At 58.5% G+C, this 25,453-nt stretch carries 16 protein-coding genes; 6 read left to right on the forward strand and 10 right to left on the reverse strand.

What is annotated here, in order from left to right:
- Positions 1 to 30 precede the first annotated feature (30 nt).
- From pheS to mnmG, 5 genes are all read left to right on the forward strand, one after another.
- Positions 31 to 1,056 (forward strand): phenylalanine--tRNA ligase subunit alpha, encoded by a 1,026-nt coding sequence (gene pheS / locus BLU78_RS05840; RefSeq protein WP_010261814.1) that lies wholly within the window; start codon positions 31 to 33, stop codon positions 1,054 to 1,056.
- Between the two features lie 12 nt (positions 1,057 to 1,068).
- A complete protein-coding gene (locus BLU78_RS05845) occupies positions 1,069 to 2,859 on the forward strand; it encodes a tetratricopeptide repeat protein (RefSeq protein WP_010261816.1) in 1,791 nt (596 codons plus the stop codon).
- A gap of 7 nt (positions 2,860 to 2,866) precedes the next feature.
- On the forward strand, positions 2,867 to 3,991 hold the full coding sequence (locus BLU78_RS05850; protein WP_010261818.1) for a murein hydrolase activator EnvC family protein: 1,125 nt from the start codon (positions 2,867 to 2,869) through the stop codon (positions 3,989 to 3,991).
- A 73-nt stretch (positions 3,992 to 4,064) separates the two neighbouring features.
- On the forward strand, positions 4,065 to 4,499 hold the full coding sequence (gene ybeY, locus BLU78_RS05855; RefSeq protein WP_010261820.1) for an rRNA maturation RNase YbeY: 435 nt from the start codon (positions 4,065 to 4,067) through the stop codon (positions 4,497 to 4,499).
- The gene (gene mnmG / locus BLU78_RS05860) at positions 4,496 to 6,454 is read left to right on the forward strand and encodes a tRNA uridine-5-carboxymethylaminomethyl(34) synthesis enzyme MnmG (protein WP_010261822.1); all 1,959 of its coding nucleotides are present in this window, start codon (positions 4,496 to 4,498) and stop codon (positions 6,452 to 6,454) included. Before ybeY ends, mnmG begins: the two co-directional genes overlap by 4 nt.
- A 105-nt stretch (positions 6,455 to 6,559) precedes the next feature.
- Here mnmG and BLU78_RS05865 read toward each other — a convergent pair whose 3' ends face one another.
- The 5 genes from BLU78_RS05865 to BLU78_RS05885 all read right to left on the reverse strand — a co-directional run bounded on the left by BLU78_RS05865 (position 6,560) and on the right by BLU78_RS05885 (position 14,366).
- A complete protein-coding gene (locus tag BLU78_RS05865; RefSeq protein WP_010261824.1) occupies positions 6,560 to 7,573 on the reverse strand; it encodes a branched-chain amino acid aminotransferase in 1,014 nt (337 codons plus the stop codon).
- Positions 7,574 to 7,622: 49 nt separating this feature from the next.
- Positions 7,623 to 9,665, reverse strand: a complete 2,043-nt coding sequence (metG, locus tag BLU78_RS05870; protein WP_010261829.1) for a methionine--tRNA ligase — start codon at positions 9,663 to 9,665, stop codon at positions 7,623 to 7,625.
- A gap of 149 nt (positions 9,666 to 9,814) precedes the next feature.
- On the reverse strand, positions 9,815 to 11,911 hold the full coding sequence (locus BLU78_RS05875; protein WP_010261831.1) for a S46 family peptidase: 2,097 nt from the start codon (positions 11,909 to 11,911) through the stop codon (positions 9,815 to 9,817).
- A 72-nt stretch (positions 11,912 to 11,983) separates the two neighbouring features.
- Positions 11,984 to 12,925, reverse strand: a complete 942-nt coding sequence (gene nadA, locus BLU78_RS05880) for a quinolinate synthase NadA (protein WP_010261833.1) — start codon at positions 12,923 to 12,925, stop codon at positions 11,984 to 11,986.
- 388 nt (positions 12,926 to 13,313) lie between these two features.
- Complete coding sequence (locus BLU78_RS05885) at positions 13,314 to 14,366, reverse strand: Mrp/NBP35 family ATP-binding protein (protein WP_010261835.1); 1,053 nt, start codon at positions 14,364 to 14,366, stop codon at positions 13,314 to 13,316.
- Between the two features lie 167 nt (positions 14,367 to 14,533).
- Between BLU78_RS05885 and sppA the strand changes: the two genes are divergently transcribed.
- Positions 14,534 to 16,300 (forward strand): signal peptide peptidase SppA, encoded by a 1,767-nt coding sequence (gene sppA, locus BLU78_RS05890; RefSeq protein ID WP_010261838.1) that lies wholly within the window; start codon positions 14,534 to 14,536, stop codon positions 16,298 to 16,300.
- Positions 16,301 to 16,374: 74 nt separating this feature from the next.
- Here the strand turns inward: sppA and BLU78_RS05895 are convergent, their stop codons facing one another.
- Genes BLU78_RS05895 through BLU78_RS05915 form a run of 5 tightly spaced genes read right to left on the reverse strand, consistent with a single transcriptional unit; the run spans position 16,375 to position 25,447 of the window.
- Positions 16,375 to 18,387 (reverse strand): FG-GAP-like repeat-containing protein, encoded by a 2,013-nt coding sequence (locus BLU78_RS05895; protein WP_231290795.1) that lies wholly within the window; start codon positions 18,385 to 18,387, stop codon positions 16,375 to 16,377.
- A gap of 9 nt (positions 18,388 to 18,396) precedes the next feature.
- Complete coding sequence (locus tag BLU78_RS05900; protein ID WP_010261844.1) at positions 18,397 to 20,271, reverse strand: sialate O-acetylesterase; 1,875 nt, start codon at positions 20,269 to 20,271, stop codon at positions 18,397 to 18,399.
- Positions 20,272 to 20,286: 15 nt separating this feature from the next.
- Positions 20,287 to 21,894, reverse strand: a complete 1,608-nt coding sequence (locus BLU78_RS05905; protein ID WP_010261846.1) for a sialidase family protein — start codon at positions 21,892 to 21,894, stop codon at positions 20,287 to 20,289.
- Positions 21,895 to 21,899: 5 nt separating this feature from the next.
- The gene (locus BLU78_RS05910) at positions 21,900 to 23,492 is read right to left on the reverse strand and encodes a sialidase family protein (protein WP_010261847.1); all 1,593 of its coding nucleotides are present in this window, start codon (positions 23,490 to 23,492) and stop codon (positions 21,900 to 21,902) included.
- A 23-nt stretch (positions 23,493 to 23,515) separates the two neighbouring features.
- A complete protein-coding gene (locus BLU78_RS05915) occupies positions 23,516 to 25,447 on the reverse strand; it encodes a DUF5017 domain-containing protein (RefSeq protein WP_010261849.1) in 1,932 nt (643 codons plus the stop codon).
- Positions 25,448 to 25,453 lie beyond the last annotated feature (6 nt).

Below are 25,453 nucleotides of genomic sequence, written 5' to 3' on the forward strand. Positions count from 1 at the left end.
AAGTAGGTAAAAAAGAAACACGAGCAAAATATGATCGACAAAATCAATGAACTCCTCCGACGTGTCGAGGAGTTTAAACCCAAAGCCGCCGCCGAGATCGAGGAATTCCGCATCAAAATCCTCGGCAAGAAAGGCGAGCTGACCGCCCTGATGGAGGAGTTCAAAACGGTGGCTCCCGAGCTCAAACGCGACCTGGGACAGCAGTTGAACCGCCTCAAAAACGAGGCCACGGTGCGCATCAATTCCCTGCGCGAGGAGTTGCAGAACGCCGTGGCGGACAATTCGCCCCGGACCGACGACCTGACGCGCCCCGGCTCGGCCGAACACCTCGGGTCGCGCCACCCGATCTCGCTGGTCAAAAACCAGATCGTCGAGGTCTTTTCGCGGCTGGGTTACACGGTGGCCGACGGTCCGGAGATCGAGGACGACTGGCATGTCTTCTCGGCCCTGAACTTCCCGCCCGAACACCCGGCGCGCGACATGCAGGACACGTTCTTCATCGAGAAGGACCCCGACATCCTGCTGCGCACGCACACCTCGTCGATCCAGGTCCGCACGATGGAGCACCAGAAGCCCCCCATCCGCGTCATCTGCCCCGGCCGCGTGTTCCGCAACGAAGCCATCTCCTACCGCGCGCACTGCATCTTCCACCAGATCGAGGGTCTCTACATCGACGAAGGGGTCTCGTTCGCCGACATGAAACAGTCGTTGCTCTACTTCGCCAAGGAGGTCTTCGGCGAGCAGACGGTGATCCGCATGCGCCCGTCGTATTTCCCCTTCACGGAGCCTTCGGCCGAGGTCGACGTTTCGTGCAACCTTTGCGGCGGCAAGGGATGTCCGGTCTGCAAGGGCACGGGATGGCTGGAGATCATGGGTTGCGGCATGGTAGACCCGAACGTTCTGAAAGCCAACGATATAGACCCTGAAAAATACGCGGGATTCGCCTTCGGCATGGGTATTGAGCGTATCGCCATGCTCAAATACGGCGTGAAAGACCTGCGTCTCTATTTCGAGAACGACGTGCGGTTCCTCCACCAGTTCGACGAAGCGCTTTAAACATCCCTGCCCATGAAACGCCTGACAGCGATAACGCTTTTCTGCCTGCTCTTCTTTTCGGCGTTCGTCGCCGGGAAGGGCTCCCCGGAAGCGCCCGGATATCCCGACTCGCTGCGCAGCGTGTGGCTCTACACCGAGGGCATCAAACAAAACGTCATCCCGGGCGACACGGCCCGGGCCCGGGAACTGTTCCGCGAAGCGATCCTGAACGACTCGACCTATGCCCCGGCTTACTACGAACTGGCCGGCAGCATCCTCGAATCGTCGCCCGGCGAGGCCGTGGAGCTGGCCCGCCGCGCATTCCGGCTCGACACCGCGAACAAATGGTACCACCAGTTCTACGGGCAGGCGTTGATCATGTCCAACCAACTCGACGAGGCGCTGAAAGTCTACCGCCGCCTGTTGGAAAACGACCCCAAGGACCCGGACAACTACCGCATCGTGGCGGCCCTCTACGAGCAGAAACGGTCGCCCTTCATGGCTCTCGCGACGCTCGATTCGGCGGAGCTGCGCTTCGGACGCATCCCGCTGCTGAGCGCCATGAAACGGCGGATGCTGGTGGCTACGAACCAGATCGGCAAAGCCGTCGACGAAGCCCGCGCAATGGTCGAAGCCGCACCCTATGAGGCGCAGCACCACGTCGTGCTGGCCGATCTCTACGGGATCGACGGCAAGGATTCGCTGGCCCTCGCCGAGTACGGCCGGGCGTTGCAGATCGACTCCACGAATGTCCAGACGTTGATGGCCCTGGCCGATTTCCACACCGCACGGCAGGATTACCGGTCGCTGCTGGCCGTCACCCGGAAACTCTTTCTCTCGGACGCCGTGCCGCTCGAGACGAAGATCAAACGCTTCGAACAGTTCACCTCCGACACACGCTTTTACCGCGAATATTATTTCCAGCTCAACGACCTGGCCTCGGTCCTTGCGATCCGTTATCCCGGGGACAAGCGCGTCGTGGAGCTTTATGCCAACCACCTGATCGCCTCGGGCGAACTGGAGCAGGCCCTCGCGCTCTATAAAAACCGTCTCGGGGACCAACCGCCGGTGGAGGATTTCTACCGGACGGTGATCGACATCGAGACCTATCTCCAGCACCCCGACTCGGTGGAAAAATATGTCACCCGGGCTCTGGAACTCTTCCCCGACAAGATTGACTTCCACATCTCGAAAGGGCATGTGATGAACAGCTCGAAGCAGTACGGCCAGGCGGTCAAAGCCTACAAGGAGTCGCTCCGCTATGCCGACACCGACTCGCTGCGGGGCGTGATCTGGGGCATGATCGGCGACACGTGGCACCAGCAGGCCGCCGCGGGAGTCCCCGAGTGGGACGAGGCCCGTGCGGCGAAAGAGGGTCGCTCGGGTCCCTACCGCAAAGCCATGAAGGAGTGTTACAAAGCCTACGAGCGCAGTCTCGCATACCGTCCCGACAACCCCATGGTGCTCAACAACTACGCCTATTTCCTCTCGCTGGAGGAACGCGACCTCGAGCGGGCGCTCTCGATGTCGAGCCGCGTGGTGGCGCTCACCGACAACAATCCGACCTATCTGGACACCCATGCGTGGGTGCTCTTCAAACTGGGTCACACGGACGAAGCCAAGAAAGTCCTCCAGAAAGCCGTGGCGCTCGACGGACAGAAGAGCCCCGAACTGATGGTCCACTACGGCGACATCCTTCACGAGCTGGGCGAACAGTTCATGGCCGAGGTTTACTGGAAACGCGCCCTCGAAAAAGGGTATGACGCCCGACAGATCGAACTGCGGCTGAAACAACCCGCCAAGAACGCCAAAACCTCCGAATAATCCGCCCATGAGACTCCTCCGCATACTGACCCTCGCATTGCTGCTCTTCTCCCTCGCCGCCGTGGCCCAGCAGACTACGGACAACCGCATCGAGGCGCAGAAGAAGGTCATCGCGGCCCTCGAAAAGCGGATCGCCACCGAGGAACGGGAGATCTCGAAACTCCAGAAAGGCCGTTCGGCCACCGAGGAGCGGGTCCGCCGCCTGGCGCGTCAGATCGACTCCCGGAACCAACTGCTCGACGAAACCGAAAAGCAGGCCCGCCTCCTGCGCGAGGAGATCGCCCGCACGGACAGCGTGGCCGGCAATCTCTCGGCGACGCTCGAACGCGACCGGGCGCAATACGGTGAAATGGTGCGCGAAGCATACCGCAACTACAAGCACAACAACTACCTGACCTTCCTCTTCTCGTCGCGCGATTTTACGGACGTGGCCCGCAAGATCACGGCTTTGCGCGAGGTCGCTTCGCTGCGCGAACGCAAACTGCGCGACATCGAGGAGCTGTCCGTCCAGGTGCGCCATGAAAAGGAAGAGCTCGACCGCCGCAAAAAGTCGCTCGATTCGGTGATGCGGAACCTCTCGGCACAGCGCGAAAAACTCCAGCGCGACGCCCGCAACGCCAAGGCCAGCATCCGGTCCCTGTCGCAGAAGGAGAAGCAGGCCCTCCAGCGCAAGATTTCGCAGGAACAGCAGTTGGACGTGGCGATCGGCGAATTGCGCAAGCTCACGAAAGGCAACACCGAAGGCGCCTCGTTCTCGACGAAGACCTCGGGACTGCGGCTTCCGGTGACGGCCGGGCGTGTGAAACGCTACAAGGAGAACATGGCCGAGATCACGGGTCCGAAAGGCGCCCACGTGATTTCGATCTACGACGGAAAGGTCGTCGACATCAAACGTAACCGCATCACCAACAAATACGACGTTTACGTGGCTCACGGAGAATACATAACATCCTATGCCAACCTGGGGACGATCTGCGTCGAGAAGGGCCAAAAAGTGGCAAGAAACGCACAGTTGGGAACCATCGGCTCGTCGGTCAACGTGATGACGATGGAAACGGAGTTCAAACTCGTCTTCGGCATCTACCCGCCCAATCCCGGGCAGAAGATGCGCGCCGAGGACTGTTTCAAATAAAAAACCACCGGTCCCTGCGGGTCCGTCCGGCGCCGAAACCCCGGGACAGACACGACTTAACAACAACGAAAAAATGGCTGTCAGATACTACACCGACGACTGTTCCTACCGCCTTCCGCAGAAACGCCTCACGGCCCGGTGGCTGCACGAGGTGGCACAGGCCGAAGGCTATACGCTGGGCGATGTCACCTATATCTTCTGCTCGGCGCAACGCCTGCTGGAGATGAACCGCCAATACCTCGGACACGACTATTTCACCGACGTCATCACCTTCGATTACAGCGACCGCAAGGGCACGCGAATCGTCTCGGGCGACATCTTCATCGACGTCGAAACCGTGGCCGACAACGCCCGCCAATACGGCTTTCCGACACTGCAGGAGATGCGCAGGGTAGTGGTCCACGGGGTGCTGCACCTCTGCGGCCAGGGCGACAAGACCCCCCGCACCAACGCACAGATGCACCGCAAGGAAGACAAGTACCTGAAATTCTGGGAGAAAGAACTATGACACTCGACTACGACATTATCGTCATCGGAGGCGGACATGCCGGATGCGAGGCCGCCTCGGCCGCCGCACGATTGGGTTCGCGCACGCTGCTGCTCACGATGGACATGGACAAAATGGCTGCCATGTCGTGCAACCCGGCAGTCGGCGGAGTAGCTAAAGGACAGATTGTCAGAGAGATAGACGCTTTAGGCGGCCAGATGGGACGCATCACTGACCTCACGACCATTCAGTTCCGGATGCTCAACCGGTCGAAGGGCGCCGCGATGTGGAGCCCCCGGGCGCAGTGCGACAAGACCCGCTTTTCGGAAGAGTGGCGCCACACGCTCGAAAACACCTGGAACCTCTATATCTGGCAGGATGCCGCGACCGAACTGCTGTTCGACAAGACCCCGGACACAGATCCCGCACAACCGAACGCCCCGGGTTCAGAGTCGGACCCGAAACAAGATACTCCCCGATCCTCCACACAAAACCCCCGCATTACGGGAGTTCGGACCCGCATGGGCGTAGAATTCACCTGCCGCGCCGTGGTTCTCACCTCGGGAACTTTCCTCGAAGGACTGATGCACTGCGGCGCCTCGCACGCCGAAGGGGGCAGGGCGGGGGACGCCGCTTCGCACGGCATTACCGAATGTCTCCGAAAGATCGGCTTCGAAACCGGACGCATGAAGACCGGAACTCCGGCACGTCTCGACGCCCGGACCATCGATTTCGAACGGCTCGAACCCCAATACGGCGATGAAAATCCGGCCAAATTTTCATTTTCACCGGAGACGCGGCCGGTCAAAGATCAGCTTCCGTGTTTTTTAGTTTACACCTCCTCCGAGGTTCACGACATCCTGCGCAGCGGTTTCGACCAGTCGCCCCTGTTCAACGGTACCATCTGCGGCATCGGTCCGCGCTACTGCCCTTCGATCGAGGATAAACTCCGCACCTTTGCCGACAAGGAACAGCACCAGCTCTTCCTGGAACCCGAAGGCCGCACGACCAACGAGTATTATCTCAACGGTTTTTCATCGTCGCTGCCCTGGGACGTACAATGGAAAGCGCTGCATAAAATCGAAGGATTCGAAGATTTACACATCTACCGTCCCGGATATGCTATCGAATACGATTTTTTTCCGCCCACGCAACTGCATCATTCCCTCGAAACCAAACTGGTTTCAGGACTCTACTTTGCCGGACAGGTCAACGGAACGACCGGTTACGAAGAGGCCGCAGCACAAGGTCTGATGGCCGGAATCAATGCGCACCGGGCATTGGTAGGGGAGGAGCCGATCGTGTTGAAACGCGACGAAGCCTATATCGGCGTCCTGATCGATGATCTCGTGACCAAGGGAGTCGACGAACCTTACCGGATGTTCACCTCGCGGGCCGAGTATCGCATCCTGCTCCGACAAGACAATGCCGATATCCGGCTGACTCCGTTAGGATATAAAATCGGACTGATTCCGCAGAAAAGATACGAACATTTCGTCAAAAAAAATTCGCTCGTAGAATCGCTTGTAGAATTCGCGCGCCGACAGAGCATCAAAGCAGCCGAAATTAACGACTATTTAAAATCAGTAAATTCAGAGCCTTTAACACAGGGCAGGAAGCTCTATGATATCCTGATGCGCAACAATGTTACCTTCGAATCGCTGCAAACGGTCCTTCCCAAGCTGAAGAAATTCATCGCCGAAAACGAAATAGATGCCGAGGTGATCGAAGAGGCGGAGATACAGATTAAATACAAAGGATATATCGAACGCGAAAAATTCATCGCCGAGAAACTCCATCGACTCGAAAATATCTCCATCCCGAACGATTTTGATTTTCATTCGATGAATTCGCTTACCATTGAAGCCCGCCAGAAGCTCTCTCGCATCCGGCCGACAACGATAGGGCAGGCATCGCGCATTCCCGGAGTTTCACCTGCCGACGTCAATGTTTTGCTGGTGAAATTCGGAAGATAAAAAATTCCACGTGGAACAAAACCCAGAGACATAAAAGCGTTCCACGTGGAACAAATTAATAAGGGCCGCCCGAAAGGCGACCCTTATTAATCAAAGTAAATAAACTTACAGCACAATTGTACACCAGCCATACTTATCCTCGGCTCGTCCGTACTGAATATCCTGCAAACGGGTGTAAAGTTCCAGGCAAGTTTTACCGACTTCCTCTCCGTAACTATATTCAGCTTTGGTCTGCATATCATAAACAAACCCGATAGGGGAGATAACGGCAGCCGTTCCGCAGGCGCCGCATTCCTCGAAAGTAGCCAGTTCCTCGACAGGAATATGGCGCTCTTCGACGGTAAGACCCATATCCCGGGCAAGCTGGCGAAGGCTCATATTGGTAATAGAGGGCAGCACCGAAGGTGATTTCGGGGTAACATACTTACCCTCTTTGATGCCGAAAAAGTTGGCAGCACCGCACTCCTCGATATACTTATGTTCGGCGGCATCGAGATACATGATATTGGAATAGCCCAATTCATGCCCTTTCTCTCCCGAAAGCAGGCTGGCCGCATAGTTGCCGCCGACCTTCACGTCGCCCGTTCCACGTGGAGCAGCACGATCCTGTTCCCGATCAATAGCAACCCGAATCGGTTTGATTCCACCTTTGAAATAGGCACCTACGGGCGAACAGTAAACAATCAGCAGGGCCTCTTTGGCAGGTTTCACACCCAGACCGACCGTCGTTCCGAACATCACCGGACGCAGGTAAAGCGAAGCACCCGTACCATAGGGAGGTACAAAACGCTCGTTGCGCTTAACGACTTCGATGCAGGCATCGACGATCATTTCGATCGAAGGCACCGGCAGGCAAAGCCGCTCGGCCGACGACTGGAGACGCCGCGCATTGTCGGCAACACGGAACAGGCGGACCTTGCCGTCAACACCGCGGAAGGCTTTCAGACCTTCGAAGAGTTCAATGCCGTAGTGCAGGCACGAAGCCGACATGTGCATTTTGATATACTCGTCCTGCGTAACCTCCATCGGGCTCCACTTACCATCGGTGTAGGAGTAGCGGACATTCCAATCGGTCTTGCGATAGTCAAACCCCAAGGCGCTCCAATCTGTTGTTTCCATATCAGTAATTGTTAGAAAATTTCAAAAATTCATTCGTTTCATTTTGCGCTTATCCGACAACAGCCCCATTATTGGTCGTTTCGCCGGGCTGCAGCAAACGCAATTTTCCCGAAGCATCTTCCGCCATCAGGATCATACCATTGGAGAGAATACCCTTCAATTCGCGCGGAGCCAGGTTAACCAGCACGAGAACCTGTTTGCCGACGAGCTCTTCGGGCGTGAAATGTTCGGCGATTCCCGACACGATCACCCGTTTGTCAATGCCCGTATCGACCGTCAGTTTCAACAATTTCTTGGTTTTGGCCACTTTTTCAGCCTCCAAAATCGTCGAAACGCGAATATCCATTTTCTGAAAATCGTCGAACTGAATTGTATCTTTCTGAGGTTCAACACTTTGATTCATTTCAGCCGCCTCATTGGCTGCCTTCGTCGCGGCGAGTTTGTCCAGTTGGCGCTGAATCACATCGTCCTCGATCTTTTCGAACAGCAGGGCGGGTTCACCGATCGCGTGTCCGGCAGGGATCAGGTCCATCGCCCCCAGCCGCTCCCAACTGAATTTTTCAGCGGCAAGCATCCCGAGAATCTTCGCGGCCGAAAAAGGCATGAAAGGTTCGATGGCAATGGCTGTATTCGCCGTAATTTGCAGGGCGATATTGAGAATGGTCTCCACCCGCTTCGGATCGGTTTTAATCACCTTCCACGGCTCGGTATCGGCGAGGTATTTATTGCCGATGCGCGAGATGTTCATGGCATCTTTCAGCGCCTCGCGGAACCGGTAATTCTCGATATTCGCCTCGAGCGAAGCCTTCACGGCAGCCACTTCGGAAACAGTCTGGCGATCGTAATCGTTCAATTCGCCGCAGGCCGGGACCTTGCCGCCGTAGTATTTCTGCGTCAGCACCAGCGCGCGATTGACGAAATTGCCCAGCACCGCTACCAGTTCGTTGTTGTTACGTGCCTGAAAATCCTTCCACGTGAAGTCGTTGTCCTTGGTTTCGGGGGCGTTGGCGCACAGGACATAACGCAGTACGTCCTCCTTGCCGGGGAACTCTTCGAGGTACTCATGGAGCCACACGGCCCAGTTGCGCGAGGTCGAAATCTTGTCGCCCTCGAGGTTCAGGAACTCGTTGGCCGGCACGTTCTCGGGCAGGATATAATCCCCGTGCGCTTTCAGCATCGAGGGGAACACGATGCAGTGGAAGACGATGTTGTCCTTGCCGATAAAGTGCACCATCTTGGTGTCCTCCGACTTCCAATATTTCTCCCACTCGGACGTAAGGTCCTTTGTAGCAGATATATAACCGATAGGAGCGTCGAACCACACATAGAGCACCTTACCTTCGGCACCCTCTACGGGAACCGGGATGCCCCAGTCGAGGTCGCGGCTCACGGCACGCGGCTGCAACCCTCCGTCGAGCCAGCTCTTGCACTGCCCGTAAACGTTCGTTTTCCACTCCTTGTGGCCCTCCAGAATCCATTCGCGGAGGAACTCCTCATAGCGGTCCAGCGGCAGGTACCAATGCTTCGTTTCGCGTTTCACGGGCACCGAACCCGACACGGCGCTGTGGGGGTCGATCAGTTCGTCGGGCGAGAGGGTAGAACCGCACTTCTCGCACTGGTCGCCGTAGGCACGGTCGTTGCCGCACTTGGGACACGTACCGACGATGTAACGGTCGGCCAGAAAGGTCTGCGCCTCCTCGTCGTAATACTGCATCGAGGTCTTTTCGATGAACTTCCCCTCGTCATAGAGCTTCCGGAAAAAGGCCGAAGCGGTCTCGGCATGCGTCTCGGACGAGGTTCTCGAATAGATGTCGAACGACATTCCCAGCCCCTCGAACGACTTTTTGATCAGCGCGTGGTAACGGTCCACGATCTGCTGGGGCGTCACACCCTCCTTGCGGGCTTTGATGGTGATGGGCACGCCGTGTTCATCCGATCCGCAGACCGAGACCACGTCGCAGCCTTTGAGCCGCAGATAACGGGTATAGATGTCCGAAGGTATGTAAACTCCCGCCAGGTGGCCGATATGTACCGGACCATTCGCATAGGGGAGCGCCGATGTCACGAGGTAGCGTTTGAACTCTTTTGCCATAAAACAGATACAATATTACTAATTTCTGTCAAAATTACTAAATTTTAAGCTATTCAGGAACTAAACGACCACATTTTGTGAAAGGTTGTCAATAAAAAGAGGCGCACCCCGCGGGGCACGCCTCTTTTGTTCCGCCTCAACATGCGGATTTATTCGAACTGGAGTTCGTCGAGCAGCCATCCGGCGCCTGCGAACTTGTCGATGACGAACAACACGTAACGCACATCCACAGCGATTGTGCGCTGCAATTCGGGCTCGAAAGCCACGTCGCCCGACATCGCCTCCCAGTTGCCGTCGAAAGCCAGTCCAATGAGCGATCCCCTGGCATTGAGCACCGGCGATCCCGAGTTGCCTCCCGTGATGTCGCAGTCGGCCAGGAAGCAGGTCGGAAGCTCGCCCGCAGCGTTGGCATAACGGCCGAAATCCTTGGCGGCATAGAGCTCCTTAAGCTTCGCAGGCACGGTGAACTCCGTCGGATTGGCGGGATTCTCCTTCTCCATCACGCCTTTGAGCGTCGTGTAATAGTTGTAGCGGATACCGTCTGCCGGGTCGTAAGGCAGTACGCGCCCATAGGTCAGGCGAATCGTGAAATTGGCATCCGAAGCCCACGCTTTCTTGGGCTGCATGCGCATCAGGCCGGCGATATAGAGACGGTGCCCGTCAGCATACTTCTGCTGCCCGTCGCGCTGAGCCTCGCTCAATGCACGCATTTTTTGAGCGACGGACCTGCTGAGCAGTACGGCCGGGTCCTTCGCGAGATCCTTGCCGGATGCTGCGGCAGCCAACGCCTGCGTTTCGTCAGCCAGCACCGAATTGTCGTAGAGGTAATCCACATAGGCATCCGTGTCGCCTCCGAACTCCTTGTCGATCACCTCGGCGAACACCGACGGCAGTTCCTTACAGTTCTCTTTGACAATCTGGAACATCCGCTTGGCGACACGGCGGTCCGTCGGCATGTTGTAATCCTTATAGAAACTCTTCAGCGCACGCTCCAGCTCTTCACCTTTCAGCATAAGCGCATAACGCGCCGGAGTGAGAATTTCCACGGCCCGCAGGAACGCCTCCTGCAAATACTGCCGCGACGCGAAAGCGGGAAGGTTCTCCTCCACCGACTCGCGGATCTTGTCCAGTGCATCCACATACCCTTCGGTCGGCAGCGTGTTCTTGGCCGCCCACGCCCGGAAAGCGGCCTCCTGCTCCTGCTTGCGGCCCTTCACATCCAAGCGTTTGATACCGCGCGACATGCCGATCGAATTCTTCCAGTAATTCGACGACTGGGCGTATTTCGACGCATACTGGATGCGGACCTTGTCGCTGGCGGCCATATCCTCTTTGAGGATCGCCTGCCGCTCGCCGCGGATGAAGATGCGCTGGGGATTCTCCACCTCCAGCATCCGGTCGATCTCGTAAGAGGTCATGTAACGCTGCGTCGAACCCGGGAAACCCATGATCATCGCGAAGTCGGCTTCGTCGTAACCGTTCAGGGAAACCTTCAGGAATTTCCCGGCCTTATAAGGGCGGTTTTCGGGGGCATAATCGGCCGGCTTATTATCGGGTCCGGCATAGACCCGAAAGACCGAGAAATCGCCCGTATGACGCGGCCACATCCAGTTGTCGGTGTCACCGCCGAACTTGCCGATCGACGTCGGGGGCGTGCCGACGAGCCGCACGTCCGAAAAGACCTCGATCACAAAGGCGAAGAACTGGTTGCCCCCGAAGAAGGGTTTCACCGAAATCTCCATGCCGGGGTTCTCTGTCTCGAAGCGGCTCTTCACAGCCTCCGCATGCTCTGCCACCAAGCGCGAACGCTCCTCGCCGCCCGCGATGTCGGGCACGGCGCCCAGTATGTCGGACGTCACATCGACGATCTTGCGGATGAAGCGCACTTTGAGCCCCGGAGCGGGAATCTCCTCGGCGCGCGACATGGCCCAGAAGCCGTTCTTCAGGTAGTCGTGCTCCACCGACGACAAGGCCTGGATCGACCCGTAGCCGCAGTGGTGGTTGGTGAAGAGCAGTCCGTCGGGCGAGACGATCTCACCCGTGCAGCCGCCTCCGAAGATGACGATGGCGTCTTTCAGCGAGGAGTTGTTCATGCTGTAAATTTCCTCGGCCGAGAGTTTGCAGCCGCGGGCCTTCATGTCCTTGGCGTTCATCTTCTGGAGGTAGGGCAGCATCCACATACCCTCGTCTGCCGCAGCCGAAAGGGTGACGCACGCCGCGGCAAGCAGTAAAAAGAGTTTTTTCATGTTTTCTTATTATTTTTTTAATTAGATTTTTATAAAAAAGGAAAAGAATTAAAATCCGAAAGAAGAAAAAATCTATTTGATGTCGATCATGTTCAGTATCGAGCGTTCGGCGCTGCGGCGCACCTCTTCGTCGAGCACGATTTCGGGAGCTTCGTTCTCGAGGCACGCGCAGATGTTCTCCAACGTCACCATCTTCATATAGCGGCAATTGTTGCAGGCACAGGTCTCGTCGTCGGGAGGCGCCGGGATAAAGGTCTTTTCGGGATAGCGCTTTTTCATCTCGGCCAGAATCCCCGATTCGGTCACGACGATAAACGCCTGCGCATCGCTCCGTCCGCAGTACTCCAGGATACCCGCCGTGGAACCCACGAAATCGGCCGCCTCGAGGATATAGGCGCGGCACTCGGGATGCGCCACGACCCGGGCTTCGGGATGCTCCTGCTTGAGCTTCAGGAGCTTTTCGAGCGAAAACTCCTCATGGACGTGGCAGGCGCCGTTCCACAGCACCATGTTCTGCCGCCCGGTGAGCTTCTGGATATAGGCGCCCAGGTTGCGGTCCGGGGCGAAGATCACCGGCTGGTCGGCGGGGATCGACTCCACGACCTTCAGGGCATTGGACGACGTGCAGCAGATGTCCGTCAGGGCCTTGACGCCGACCGTGGTGTTGACATAGGAGACCACCGTATGCCCGGGGTGCTGCGCCTTGAAAGCCGCGAACTCCGCGGCGTCGCACGACTCGGCCAGCGAGCATCCCGCCTCGGGACAGGGAATCAGCACCTTTTTTTCGGGGCAGAGGACCTTGGCGGTCTCGGCCATGAAGTGCACCCCGGCGAAGAGGATGATGTCGGCATCGACCGACTGGGCCCTTACCGACAGGGCGAGCGAGTCGCCCAGGAAGTCGGCGACGGCCTGTACTTCGGGAGTCGTATAGTAGTGCGCCAGGATCACGGCGTTTTTCTCCCGCTTGAGTTCCCCGATGCGGCGGCAGAGTTCGGCTGAGTTATCGACGTTCATTTTTTATTTTTATTCTTTTAATTAATTTAAATAATAAAGAAGAATAGATATAATAGCTGTTGATAGTGTTAACAACTGAACGTGTTATTTTCCAATCAACATTTTTTCTTTTTATTGTTTCTTATTTTGAATTATAACCGATTAAAAATCAAAATAATAAAAAAATAATCAACAGTTGTTGAAAAGGGTTGTAGACATACCGACAGCCATTTGTTTTTAACATTTCGTGCCGTTTCCGGTCCGTATGACCCCGGCATAACTTCTCATAAAAAAATTTGGTTTCTGCGAAAAGCCGTATATAACCGGATCGTTTTCCAAAAAGCAAATTTTCGGGCCCCGACTTTTCACCTTTTTTCCATCGGTTATCGACAGGTTGTTGGGGGAGTTATCAACCGTTTTTCATCACTTTTGAAACCACCTTTTCGGCGATTTCCCGGTAATACGCTTCGACGCGGGAATCGATTCCGGCCGCAGGGCGTCCCTCCTCCCCTCCTTCCATGATCGACTGTACGATCGGTATTTCGCCCAGGAAATCCACCCCGCTCCGCTCGGCGAAAGCCCGGGCTCCTCCGCGGCCGAAGATGTAGTAGCGGTTTTCCGGGAGTTCGGCGGGGGTGAACCACGCCATGTTCTCGATGATGCCCGCTACGGGGATGTTGACGTTTTCGTTGCGGAACATCTCCACGCCGCGCACGACGTCGGCCACGGCGATCTGCTGGGGCGTCGAGACGATCACCGCGGCGTCGATCTTCAACTCCCCGATGATCGAGAGGTGCACGTCGCCCGTGCCGGGAGGCAGGTCCGCCAGCAGGAAGTCGAGCGTTCCCCACCGGGTCTGGTGGATCATCTGCTTCAGGGCGCTGACGGCCATGGCCCCGCGCCACAGCAGGGCGTCGGTGGGTTTGATGAAGAAGCCGATCGACATCAGCCGGATGTCCATCGACTCGGCCGGGACGATGTGGTCCACGCCCTCCTCGGCAATGGCTTCGGGGACATACCCTTCCACGCCGAACATCTTGGGCTGCGAAGGTCCGTAAATGTCGGCGTCGAGAATCCCCACGCGGAACCCCATGTTCCGCAGGGCGACGGCCAGGTTGGCCGTGACAGTAGACTTGCCTACCCCGCCCTTGCCCGAAGCCACGGCGATCACTTTGGCGATGCCGCCCGTGGTGGTGTTCTGCTTGGGTTCGGGACGCGGCGCGGCCCCGCCCTCTTTGATGACGACCAGCACTTCGGCGTCCGGAAAGGCCTCGCGCAAAAGGGCTTCGGCCTGGTTCTTGATCTTCACCGCGAACGGGTCGCGGGCTTTGGCGAAGCGCAGGACGACCGTGACTTTTCCGTTTGCGGCCGCCGTATGTTCGATGAATCCGCTCGTGACGATGTCCTGTCCCGTTTCGGGATGGACGACCGCCGCAAGGAGGTGTTTGATTTTTTCTTCCATGCAGTAAGAAAGGTTTGTCTTTGACAAAGATAACGCATATTTTGGACAATAAATATAGTATGCGGTTCTTTTTTATCGAAAAACGATAAATTTTATTTGTTTTTCGTAGAATATCGTTATATTTGCTCCTGAGAAAAAAGAATTATGAACAAATAAATAGAAGGATTATGAATTTTGTAAAGACTTTTCTGGCCGGGCTCCTTGCGGTCGTCGTAGGGACGTTCCTGGTGTTTTTCTTCTGGATCTTCATTCTGCTGGGTATTGCCGGGTCGATGGAGAAAAGCGTTGTGGTGCATCCCGAATCGATCCTGAAGATAGACTTCTCGGAGGTGCTGACCGACGCCCCCTCGTCCGACCCGCTGGCCGGCATCGACCTGATGACGCTCCAGACCACGCGGCAGCTGTCGCTGTTCAAAGCGCTCCGGGCTATCGAGGCCGCCGGGGCCGACGACCGCATCAAAGGCATCTACCTGCGCATGAACGGCGAAGGCGGTGTCACGGGATCGGCGCTGTTGGAAGAGCTGCGCGAAGCGCTGCTCGAATTCAAACAGAGCGGCAAGTTCATCATTGCCTACAACGAAACCTATTCCCAGGGGCAGTATTACCTCGCCTCGGTTGCCGACAAGATCTACTTGCAGCCCGAGGGCGGCATGGACTGGTCGGGACTCTCTTCGAACGTGATGTTCTACAAAGGGTTGCTGGACAAGCTCGACCTCCGCGCCGAGGTGTTCCGCCCCACCGCCTGCAAGTACAAGAGCGCCGTGGAGCCCTTTATCCTCGACAAGATGTCGTCCGCGAACCGCGAACAGATGCAGGCGCTTGTCAATTCGATGTGGGGAACCATTTCGGGCGCCGTCTGCGAATCCCGCGGCATCGACTCCGTGAAGATGCGCCGGATCACCGACAACCTGCAGGTGACGCTTCCCGAGGAGGCGCTCGAATACGGATTTGTCGACAGCCTGGTTTATGAAGACCAGATGGAGGATGTCTTCGCCGAACTCGGGGTTTCCGACGACTATGATTTCATTACGCTGGGCGACTACGCTTCGCAGGTGGGCGCCGATCTGAAAAACATCTCCGCCGACCAGGTGGCCATCGTCTATGCCGACGGCCAGATCGTCGACGGCGAGGGCTACGGCAAGGAGATTTACGGCAACACGCTGGCCGCGAAGATCGCCGGCGTGCGTGAAGACGAGAAGGTTAAGGCCGTGGTGCTGCGCGTCAACTCCCCCGGCGGCAGTGCGCTGGCTTCGGATGTCATCTGGCGTGAGGTCGAACTGCTCCGGGCCGAGAAACCCGTCGTCGTGTCGATGGGCTCCTATGCCGCCAGCGGCGGTTACTACATCTCCTGCCCGGCGGACGTGATCGTGGCCGACAGGCTGACCCTCACGGGTTCGATCGGGGTCTTCGGCATGATCCTCGATACCCGCGAGGCGCTGAAGAACAAACTCGGCATTACGATCGACGGAGTGAAGAGCAACGCCTCGTCGAGCTTCCTCGCCACGGAACCCCTTACCCCCATCCAGCGGTCGATGATCATGCGCGGCGTGGACAAGGTCTACACCACCTTCACCAACGACGTGGCCGAAGGCCGCAACCTGCCCATCGAGAAGGTGCTCGACATCGCCGGCGGACGGGTCTGGTCGGGTGCGGATGCGCTGGGCATCGGCCTGATCGACACCTACGGCGGCCTGAAGACGGCCATTGCGCTGGCGGTGGACAAGGCCGATCTGGGCGACAACTACCGTGTGACGGAGGTAACCGAAACCCCGACGGGATTCGCGGCTTTCATCGCGTCGCTCAACGTGAGTGTCCGCGAGGCTTTCACCCGTTCGGAGCTGGGTCTGATGATGAAGGATTACAACACGGTCCGCGAAGCCTTCCGCCAGCAGGGCGTGCTGATGTACTCGCCCTACAAGGTCGAGATGCGGTAGTATGGTTTCCGTTCAATAGAAAACAGGGCTCTCTGATTTGTTCAGAGAGCCCTGTTTCATGTATCGGCCCGGCGTCAGTCGTCGATGCCGACGGTCGTGATCCGGTCGTGTTCGAAGAAGAAATATTTGCCGCTTTCGCATCCGACCACCAGATTCGGACCCTTCGACGTGTCGCCCAGCATACAGGGTTCGGGGGCGTTCGAATGGGCGCCGAGGTAGAAGTCCTTGCCGTCGATCTGCAACTGGACGGGCTCTTTGAAGACCATCTTTTCATTGGTTCCGGCGTTGATCAGCAGCATTACCTGCAAACCTATTTCCTTCTTTTTGAAACGGTTGTAGGGAAGTCCCCGTTCGGGCGAGGGATACGACGAACGCTTGATCGAACCGATCAGCAGGTCGAGTTTTCCGTCGCCGTCCCAGTCCACGAAGCGGAGTTTGCCGCGTCCCATCTGTCCGAGCGACTCCATCGCGTTGTTGTGGCCGGTGATCTGAGAACCGTCCGTCAGGCGGAGTTTGCCCATATCCTCGACGTTGAAATCGTCGATCTGGCGGTACATGTGCAGGGCATTGTCCTTGTCCATGATGACGATGCGGTTGCTGCCGCCGATCCGGGCGATGGCCGGGCGGACGCGCCAGGTGCCGTAGAGTTCGAGGTTGTCCACGCTCAGGGCCACGGGAGCGTCGAGTTCGGGTTTTTCACGGGTGCCGCGGTTGAGCATCACCTCGAATTTGGCCCGTGAACCCGAAACCACGACATCGGGCAGTCCGTCGCCGTTCCAGTCGCAGACCGTCGGGCAGAGATAGCCCCACGAAGCCTCGAAAGGACCTTGTACGACATGATACCCCGGACGCAGCAGGATCGGGCTGCCTCCGGCGCAGACCTCCTCGGAACGGGCGAAATCGGGCTCGGTGTTCGTGCCGCGGTTCTTGAAGAAGAGCAGCCGCCCTTCCGAATTGCCGGCCACGATGTCCAGTGCGCCGTCGCCGTCCCAATCCACGACATTGGGCACCGTCAGCGAACCTCCGTAGAGAGGAGCGTTGCGTTGCAGCACCGGCGCCGGGTCGGAGTAGATCGGAGCCCCTTCGGGCGTGGAGCCGATGAAGCGGTAGCGGTACATCGCCGCTTCGCCGCCGATGATCAGGTCTTGCCGGTCGTTCCGACCCGAGGGATAGGGAATGACACGCGAACTGTAAGACGTATGTACACGGATGCGCTCGTTGTCACGCATGGCATGGAGCGGCGGCAATCCCCCGGTCGGTATCTTTTTCCGGTAGGGAATGAACTTCATGCTTCCGAGTTTGTTGGTGAAGAGGTAGCCGTCGTAGCTGCCGTCCGCCGAACGCACGCAGGCTAGTTCGCTGGCTCCGATGACGAGGTTCATGTTGTTTCCCACCTGTTCGACATCGGTGATCTGGTTCCAGTTGCCGGCGTCCAGCGTCATGCGGAAAAGTCCCGAACCGGGCAGCGCCCCGCGGTAAATCTCGGCGCCGTCGTAGTAGGACTGACGGTCGCCCTTGAATGTTTCGGGGCGGTAGGACTGTCCGTCGTGGCAGAGGATCGCCAGCTCGATGTCGCGTTTGCCGCGGCGGATGCAGTCGAACGACGCTATTGGATAGGGAATGCCTTTCAGCACGCTTTCGGCGATCGTCGTGAAAGCACGGCCGTCCCAGCGGGTGACGACGAGGCGTTTCGTGGAGAGGCGCAGCAGGTAGACCTTCTTGCCGTCCTGAAAGATGCGGATTTGCGAGGGGAACTTTTTCTCCTTGTCCCAGGGGGTTGACACGCGTTGCGGCGCGGCGTAGACGAGTTCGCCCTCCGGCGTGGTCCGGTCGTAGGGGCAGCGCCAGAATCCCCGGGCGTCGGGCATTCCGCTCGCTATGAAGACGAAAAGATCGGGATATTGCTCCGAGGAGATGTAGGCGAAGCCGCGCGGGGCGTTGCTGTATGTCAGTCCGAATGACATCGGGGCGAGTCCCTCTTCGCCGCCAGCCGCGATGGGTTGTGCGTGTTGCAGCGGCCCGGCCGCCCAAAGATTTTGCAACGTCAGGAAACAGATGATTGTGAGGATGATAGATGGTTTTTTCATGGTGGTGGACTATTTCGTATAGTCGATTTTTGGTGCGAGGAGTGTTACGCCGGCGAAATCTTTGGTGCGGGGGAGCGTGACGCTCTCTCCGGCCTTCACGTCGCGGTAGTAGATGCCGAGGATGCCGGGCTTGCTTTTGTCGTGCGTGGTGTAGCGGATTTCATCGTCGCGTTCGGGTTTCCAGCCGTTCAGTACATTGGCCGTGTGGCTGTTGCGGCGTACGGCGATGTAGATGCGGCATTTTTCCCGGGCAGTCACTTTGCAGGTGAGCATCTGTTCGCCCAGCCCTGCGTCGTGTGTCAGCATCTCGTAGCCGGCGAAGCGTTCGGGGAGCTTGGTCAACGGGTAAACCCGGTTGGTGAAGAACTTTTCGCCGAGACGGAAACTCCCCACCGCGAAACCTTTGCCCGAAGCCGTCACGGCGGCGCCCGAGAGCGACTCGACGGGCTGTCGGGCCGGAGCGGCCTTGTCGTCGGCATCGCTGCGGAAAGGGGCTACGGGGAGTCCGGCCGTATCGAAGAGATTGCCGATGGCGCCGTCGCTGAAGCAGTAGCGTACGGCCGTCGGGCGGGCTACCTGCTTGCTCCAGACAACCAGCCGGTTGCTCTTGTCGTCGATGATTCCCTGCGCCGGAACGAACTTCATCGAGGCGTCGCACACCTCCAGTCCGCGGATGGCGTCGTCCTTGCAGACGATGCCTCCTTCGGCATTGTCGAACGAGACGTAAACCTGCGATTTTCGGAACTCCGCCTGCCGAAAGGTCGGGCTTTTGTATTTCCGGCCGCTCTTACCGTAGACTTCGGCAAGGGCGAAGCCGGCCAGCCGGTCGCCGACACCTTGCTTATAGCGGGGATGGATGTTCGTCACGTCGTCCACCAGGTCGGAAATGACCGCCATGCCCGTCGAAGGGACCGTCGCGGCGACGCGGGCCTGCTGTTCGCGGACCACGGCGCCGGAAGTGCCGCCCTCGGAGCGGGCGTGGGGGGCTATCTGCACGAAATAGAAAGGCAGCGTCTGGCCGAATACCTTGCGCCACGACTCGATCATCATCGTGAATTCATCGCCGTAGAGTGCGGCGTTCGTCTTGTTGGACTCGCCCTGATACCAGATGGCTCCGGCGAAGGCCGTGTGGCGCAGCGGGTGGATCATGGCGTTGTAGAGCGAGCCGATCTGCCAGAGTTTGCTCTTCGACTGCTCTTTCCAGGAGGCGACCATTTGCGGGTTCTTGCCCATGACGTTGGCGGGGGTCCACACTTCGACGGGAGTTCCGCCCCACGACGAGTTGACCAGTCCGACGGGTTGTTGGAGTTCGTCGGCGAGGCGTTTGCCGAAGAAATAACCCACGGCGCTGAAATAGAGGGCGCTTTTGGGGGTGCACACCTGCCAGCGGCCTTCGCAGTCGTCCTGCGGATACGGAGTGCTGTTCTTCGTGACGGTGAAGAGGCGGATTTGGGGATTCATCGGGCTTTCGAGCTCCTTCTTCATGTCCACGATGCCGTTGGCTGCACTCCAGTTCATGTTCGACTGTCCGCTGCAGAGCCATACCTGGCCGATGAGGATGTCGTCGACTTTCCGTACCGCCTTTTTATTGGTGGCGAAGGTGATCGAACGGGGCTCCGCCGAGGCGGCGGGGGTGGTCAGTTCGACGCTCCAGGCGGTGTCATACCCCACTTTGACCGTTACTGCTTCGCCCCACGAAGGGGTGACCGTCAGCGTGGCGTTGGGGTCGGCCCAACCGTGCAGTTTGACGGTGGTTTTTTCCTGAAGGACCATGTGGTCGCCGATGACGGCCGGCAGCCGGAGGAACGGTTGTGCCGCTGCAGAGAGAGCGGTCAGCAGGCAGAATCCCGCGAGGAGAAGCGCTTTTCGGATGCTACGTTTCATGGTATCTGTTTGGTTTTAAGGTTTATGCAGTGTTTGAACGCAGTCGGAGGCGACCCCGGGTTCCCGAAATCGTTCGATGCGTTTGAATACGAGGAAATTGGCGTCGTGCTGGCGGTTCGGGAGGCCGCGAGGCTCCTCCATGGCCAGCCGGATGACGGCGATGAGGTCGTCGCCGTCGAACTGCCAGTCGACATACTGGAAACCGTCGAAAAAGGGATTGTCGCTCCGGATGACGGTGCGTTCGACCTTCCAATGGCGGAGGTCCTTCGAGCTGATGAGCGTCAGGGTGTTGCGAATCAGTCCGCAATGGATGCCGTTGGCGTAAATGCCCCCGTGGGCGAGGCCCCGGAACTCTTCGCAGACGGCGGAGGTGAGCGACCAGTAGCGCTGTGACAGCGAGTCGTAGCGGATGGTGAACTTCTTGCCGCCGCCCGGCATTTCGACGATGTCCCTGCGGGGATCGAACGCGAGCCGTTCGGGACTTAATACGCGGACGATGGCCGCCGAGCGGCCGTAGGTGTGCTCGTCCACCCGCAGGACATTGACCAGCGATTGATCAGGGGCGACGACGATGTTGCCTTCGATCCACTGGCGGAATCCGTTTCCGTCTATCCACGCGGGGTCGTAGTCGAGCTGTTCGGAGCGGCTCCAGCTCGATGCCTGCATCAGATCGGCATCGACGGGTGCCGACATGACGAACGCCCGGCGTTTCTCGCCCGGCGTGTTGGTCTCCATGGCACGCCAGATGCGCCCTCCGTGGACGACGACCGGAACGGGTGCCGAGTGGTATTTGCCGCGCAGGAGGATGCCCTCGTCGGAACGTGTTTCATCGGGGAAACTCCACGTGCGTCCCATGTCGTCCGAGCGGCAAATGATGATGTCGCCCCGGGGCGTGGCCGTTCCCATCATGTATAGCGCTCCCTGGTGGGGAAACACCGTGTAAAAATTGATCGGATAGCGTCCCCGCGACCAGTGTTTCCAGGTCGCACCCCGATCCGTCGAGCGGTAGAAATCGACGTTTCGTTGGAGGTTCACGCCGCTGCACGCAGCCAGATAACTGCCGTCGGGGAGGATCAGCAGGTTGGGATTGGTGATGTGCGTTCGGCGCAATTCCCGGACCTGTGTGATGACAGTTCCGGGGATGGGCGCCGTGTTCGCAACGCGGAGGTTTTCGGCGAAAAGCAGACAGGAGGGTCCATCCTGCTGCGACGGGAGTTCCAGCCAGCGGCCGGGGGTGTCATAACGTTGCCGGTAAAGCCGATAGCGGGTTTTGTTGACGAAAAATCCCTCGCCGGTGGGGAGCCACTGAGTCGTGTCGGGCCGGGTGCCGGAGAGTGCCAGCAGCAGGTCGCAGGGCTGCGATGACCGCACTGCCTCGGGGCCTCGGAATTCCCGCAGGCTGACGGCGTAGGTCATTCCTTCGAGACGTGCGGGGAGGCTTTTGCCGAAGCGGTTGCGCTTGTATTGGGGGAAGACCTCCGCGCCGGGTTGCGCCTGGCGGATGTCGATCAACCGTCCCCGGACTTCGATGCTCCCCTCCCCGCGCGGGGAGGCCGCAAAGAGTTGCGGCTTTCCCGTGACGAGGAGCAGGAGCAGCGGGGCGAGCAGTCGGATTCGGCGCATGGCGATCAGAGGTTTCGGAAGTCGGCGATGCGCAGGAAGCTCAGGATATTGGCGTCGTGCTGGCGGTAGGGCAAGCCGCGGCGTTCGGGACAGGCCATGCGGCATACGGCCACGAGGTCGTTGCCGTTGAACTGCCAGTCGACGTACTGGAATCCGTGGAAGAAGGGATCTTCGTTTTCGAGGACCACCTTGTAGGGAACCCACGTGATCAGATCGGTCGAGTAGCACAGCACCAGCCGGTTTCGGATCAGGTCGCGGGTGATGCCGTTCAGGTAGAGGCCGTCGTTCTTCATCCCGACGTATTTCGAGGCCGCGGGATTGGAGAGGGTCCAGTAGCGCTGGCTTTGTTCGTCGTAGCGGATGGTGAATTTCTTGCCGCCGCCGGGGAAGGTGATGAAGTCGTTGGAAACGGAGAAGGTGAGTTTCGACGGGCTGGTGACGGTGACTTTGGCCGCCAGCTGGCTGGTTTGTTTGCTGCTGGCCCGGAGGATGTTGTAGAGGCCGTTGGAGGTGGCGACCATGTTGCCCTCGATCAGCTCGGTAACGGTCTTTTCGTTGACGATCATTTCGTTGTCGGTAATGAGGTTGTCGGATTTAGTCCAACTCGACGCGTCGAGCAGGTCGGCATCGACGGGTGCGGAAATGACGAACGGACGTTTGATGGAGGTGTCGCTTCCGGCTGTTTCGCAGGCCCGCCAGAGACGCCCGTCGTAGACCACCACGGGCACGGCGGCCGAGTGGAAACCTCCGGTGAGCAGCACGCCGTTCGTGGCGTCGGTGGGTTTGGTCCAGGTCGCTCCGTTGTCCTCCGAGCGTGAAATCAGCAGGTCTTGGTTTCCGATCCCGGCCCCCATCATATAGAGCGCACCCTCGAAGACGAAGAGGTTGTAGTAGTTGCGGATGCCGTTGAGGGCCGTGACGTTCTCCACGAGGGTTGACCAGGTGGCGCCGCGGTCTTTCGACACGAAGAGCGTCGCACCGTCCGTGACTCCGGTGCACGAAGCCACATAGTTCCCGTTGGGGAGGATGGCGATCGAAGCGTTGCTGACGGTGCTTTTGCGCAGCTCGGGGACCTGGGCGATGACGGTTCCCGGTACGGGATCGCAGGCGACGCTCAGGGTCTCGGCGAAGAGCATCGTGGCATATTCACGGTCGGCCGGATCGGGAATTTCGATCCACTGCCCCGGGGTACGGCAGACGTAGGAGTAAAGGTAATAGGTAAGGTCATTCATCGCGAAGCTCTTTTCCGTGGCGCTCCACCCTGCGGCGTTCAGCTCGGGGGTGGTGATCGCCATGTAGACCGTTTGGGCGCTGCCGCAGCGGAAAGCCTCGGCGCCGCGGGCTTTCAGGAGCCCGGTGGCATAGGAGAGCGGCGTATCGAAGAGCGTTTCGATGTCCGAGTCGAAAATATAGTCGGATTGCTGGGGAAACGCCTCCTTCCCCACCGCGAACGGACGGATGTCGACGAGTGTTCCGCGAACCTCTATGGCACCGGCGGGCAGGGGCGCCTCCTTGGCACCGTCGTCCTCTTTTTCGCAGGCGCCGAAAAGGAGTCCGGAAAAAAGGAATAAAAGCGCTGTTTTGATGCTGTTTTTCATAGTCATGAATTTTCAGAGTGGGGTTATTCGGTGACGGAGACGCTCTTCCGGAGCAGGATTTGTTTTTCTCCGGCCAGGGTCATCACCGTGCCGACCACCGCTACCTGGTAGATGCCGGGGGCGGTGAACGTATATTGATAACTTGCAGGCTGCTCGTCGTCGGAAGCTTTGATGACGAAGGGGCTGTCCTTACCCACGTTCTTCGCTTCGGGGCGTGTCAGTTTCGGCATCACCAGGTAGGAATCCTTGTCGACCGTCGGCCTGAATGCGGCGCCGAGGCGCAGTACGCAGGAATAACCCGTGTAATTGGTGAAGAGCCGGAACGGATTGGTTCCGTCACCGGAGTCGAATGTCGAGCCCTGGACGAAGGTCGGATAGTCCGGGTTGCTCACACCGTCCGCATATTTCTGGCGGTAGATCTCCGTATAGGAACTTTCCGACTTGTACTGCGCCCGTACCCACATGTCGTAGGAGTAGAAGTAGGTGCGGCCGTTGCCTGCTGTACCCGTTTCGGGGTCGGTGTAGTCAGCATCGAATTTGTCCACATGGTAGAAGAACGCGATCCAACAGCTGTTGCCTTCGCCCGAGAACCAGTCCGTGCAGTCGGCCGTGCCTGCATCATAGGGTTTGGTCGAAGCGGTGGCGGCGGGATATCCGGAATCGACGCCGTGTATGGGCTTCGTCATGTCGAACCGGTCGGATACATCGGTCCATGTGGCGGCGAGAATTCCCGTCTGGGTCATCGTGCCGTCGAAATCGGTCGAGTACATCACCTTGGCGGGATGGCGTTGTGTACCGCTGTTGAGCAGCATCATGAAATTCATCGTCATATCGGGCTCCTGCATCCGGTCTTTTTCCGCATAGGCGTAGTCGTGGCCCTCCTCGCCCGACCAGAAATCCACGCGGTCGGCGATACCTGTCATGGAAACCGTCAACGGCTCTCCGACCTTGCAACTCAATACGGGGATTTCCGCCTCGAACTCGTCGGAGAGTATAAACTCGTCGAGTGAAAGCTCATAGGACTTGGTGTAGTGGCGGTTCGGGTGCAGTGTGACCTGCTCCGGGATGGTGTAGCTGTAGGTCGAGTTGTCGATGGCCGTCACTTCGAAGCGGAGCGTGCCGGCCGGATGGGTCCCGGGTGCCGCCACCAGATAGGCGCTGACATAGTCCGTCTTCGTGACGGCGAGGTTCGTATCGAAGGTCAGCGTGAGGCTTTGCGACTCCTCTTCCCCGACGACGGGCAGCGTTGCTGCAGGGTCTATGGTCCGGGTCAGGTCGATGGTTCCGGCCGGGATGGCGAGCGCCGCGGCGTCGGAGAGCAGGCGGACCTGTTTTACCGGTACCGAAGCGATGGCGCAGTCGGCGGTCATTTTAAAACGCAGTTCGACGATGGAAAAGATGTTGGCGAAGTTGAACCGGATTGCACCTTCGCTCACGGTTCCCGCGGGGATGTTCACCGGTGCGGCTGTCATCAGCCCGTAGCGGGCGATATGAGCCGGAGAGTTGCCCTCCGACTGCGTTTGCAGGGCCGGAAGCGAAAAGGGATGGGCCTCGGGATTCGGAGTGCGGTCGTCGATCTTAGTGTAGGGATAGTAGGCGTAGAAACCCTGCGCGGCGTTTTTTGTCCACGTAAAGAGTTCGTAGGTGTCCGATGCCGAGAACGAGCAGCGTGTGGCGTCGCTCTTGTAGGGGGTGGCCGTGTAAGCATAGTTGTCGCCCGAGGAACGGTCGTCTTTGCGACCGTAGATGCCTACTTCGTCGGCTTCGGCCCACGTGATGGCGAGCGTCCGGTCGTCGTTGGTTCCGACTTCGGTGCGGGTCGTCGGTTCGCCTGCGGAGAAGCATACGGCCTGCTCCCCGTCGGGGAGCGCTTCGCGCGGCATGATATCGTCCTGGCTGCACGCCGTCAGGAACAGCGACGCAGCGATGATCGTAAAGGTTATGCGGTTCGTCATGGTTTT

The sequence above is a fragment of the Alistipes timonensis JC136 genome (assembly GCF_900107675.1).
Classification (GTDB): Bacteria; Bacteroidota; Bacteroidia; order Bacteroidales; family Rikenellaceae; genus Alistipes; species Alistipes timonensis.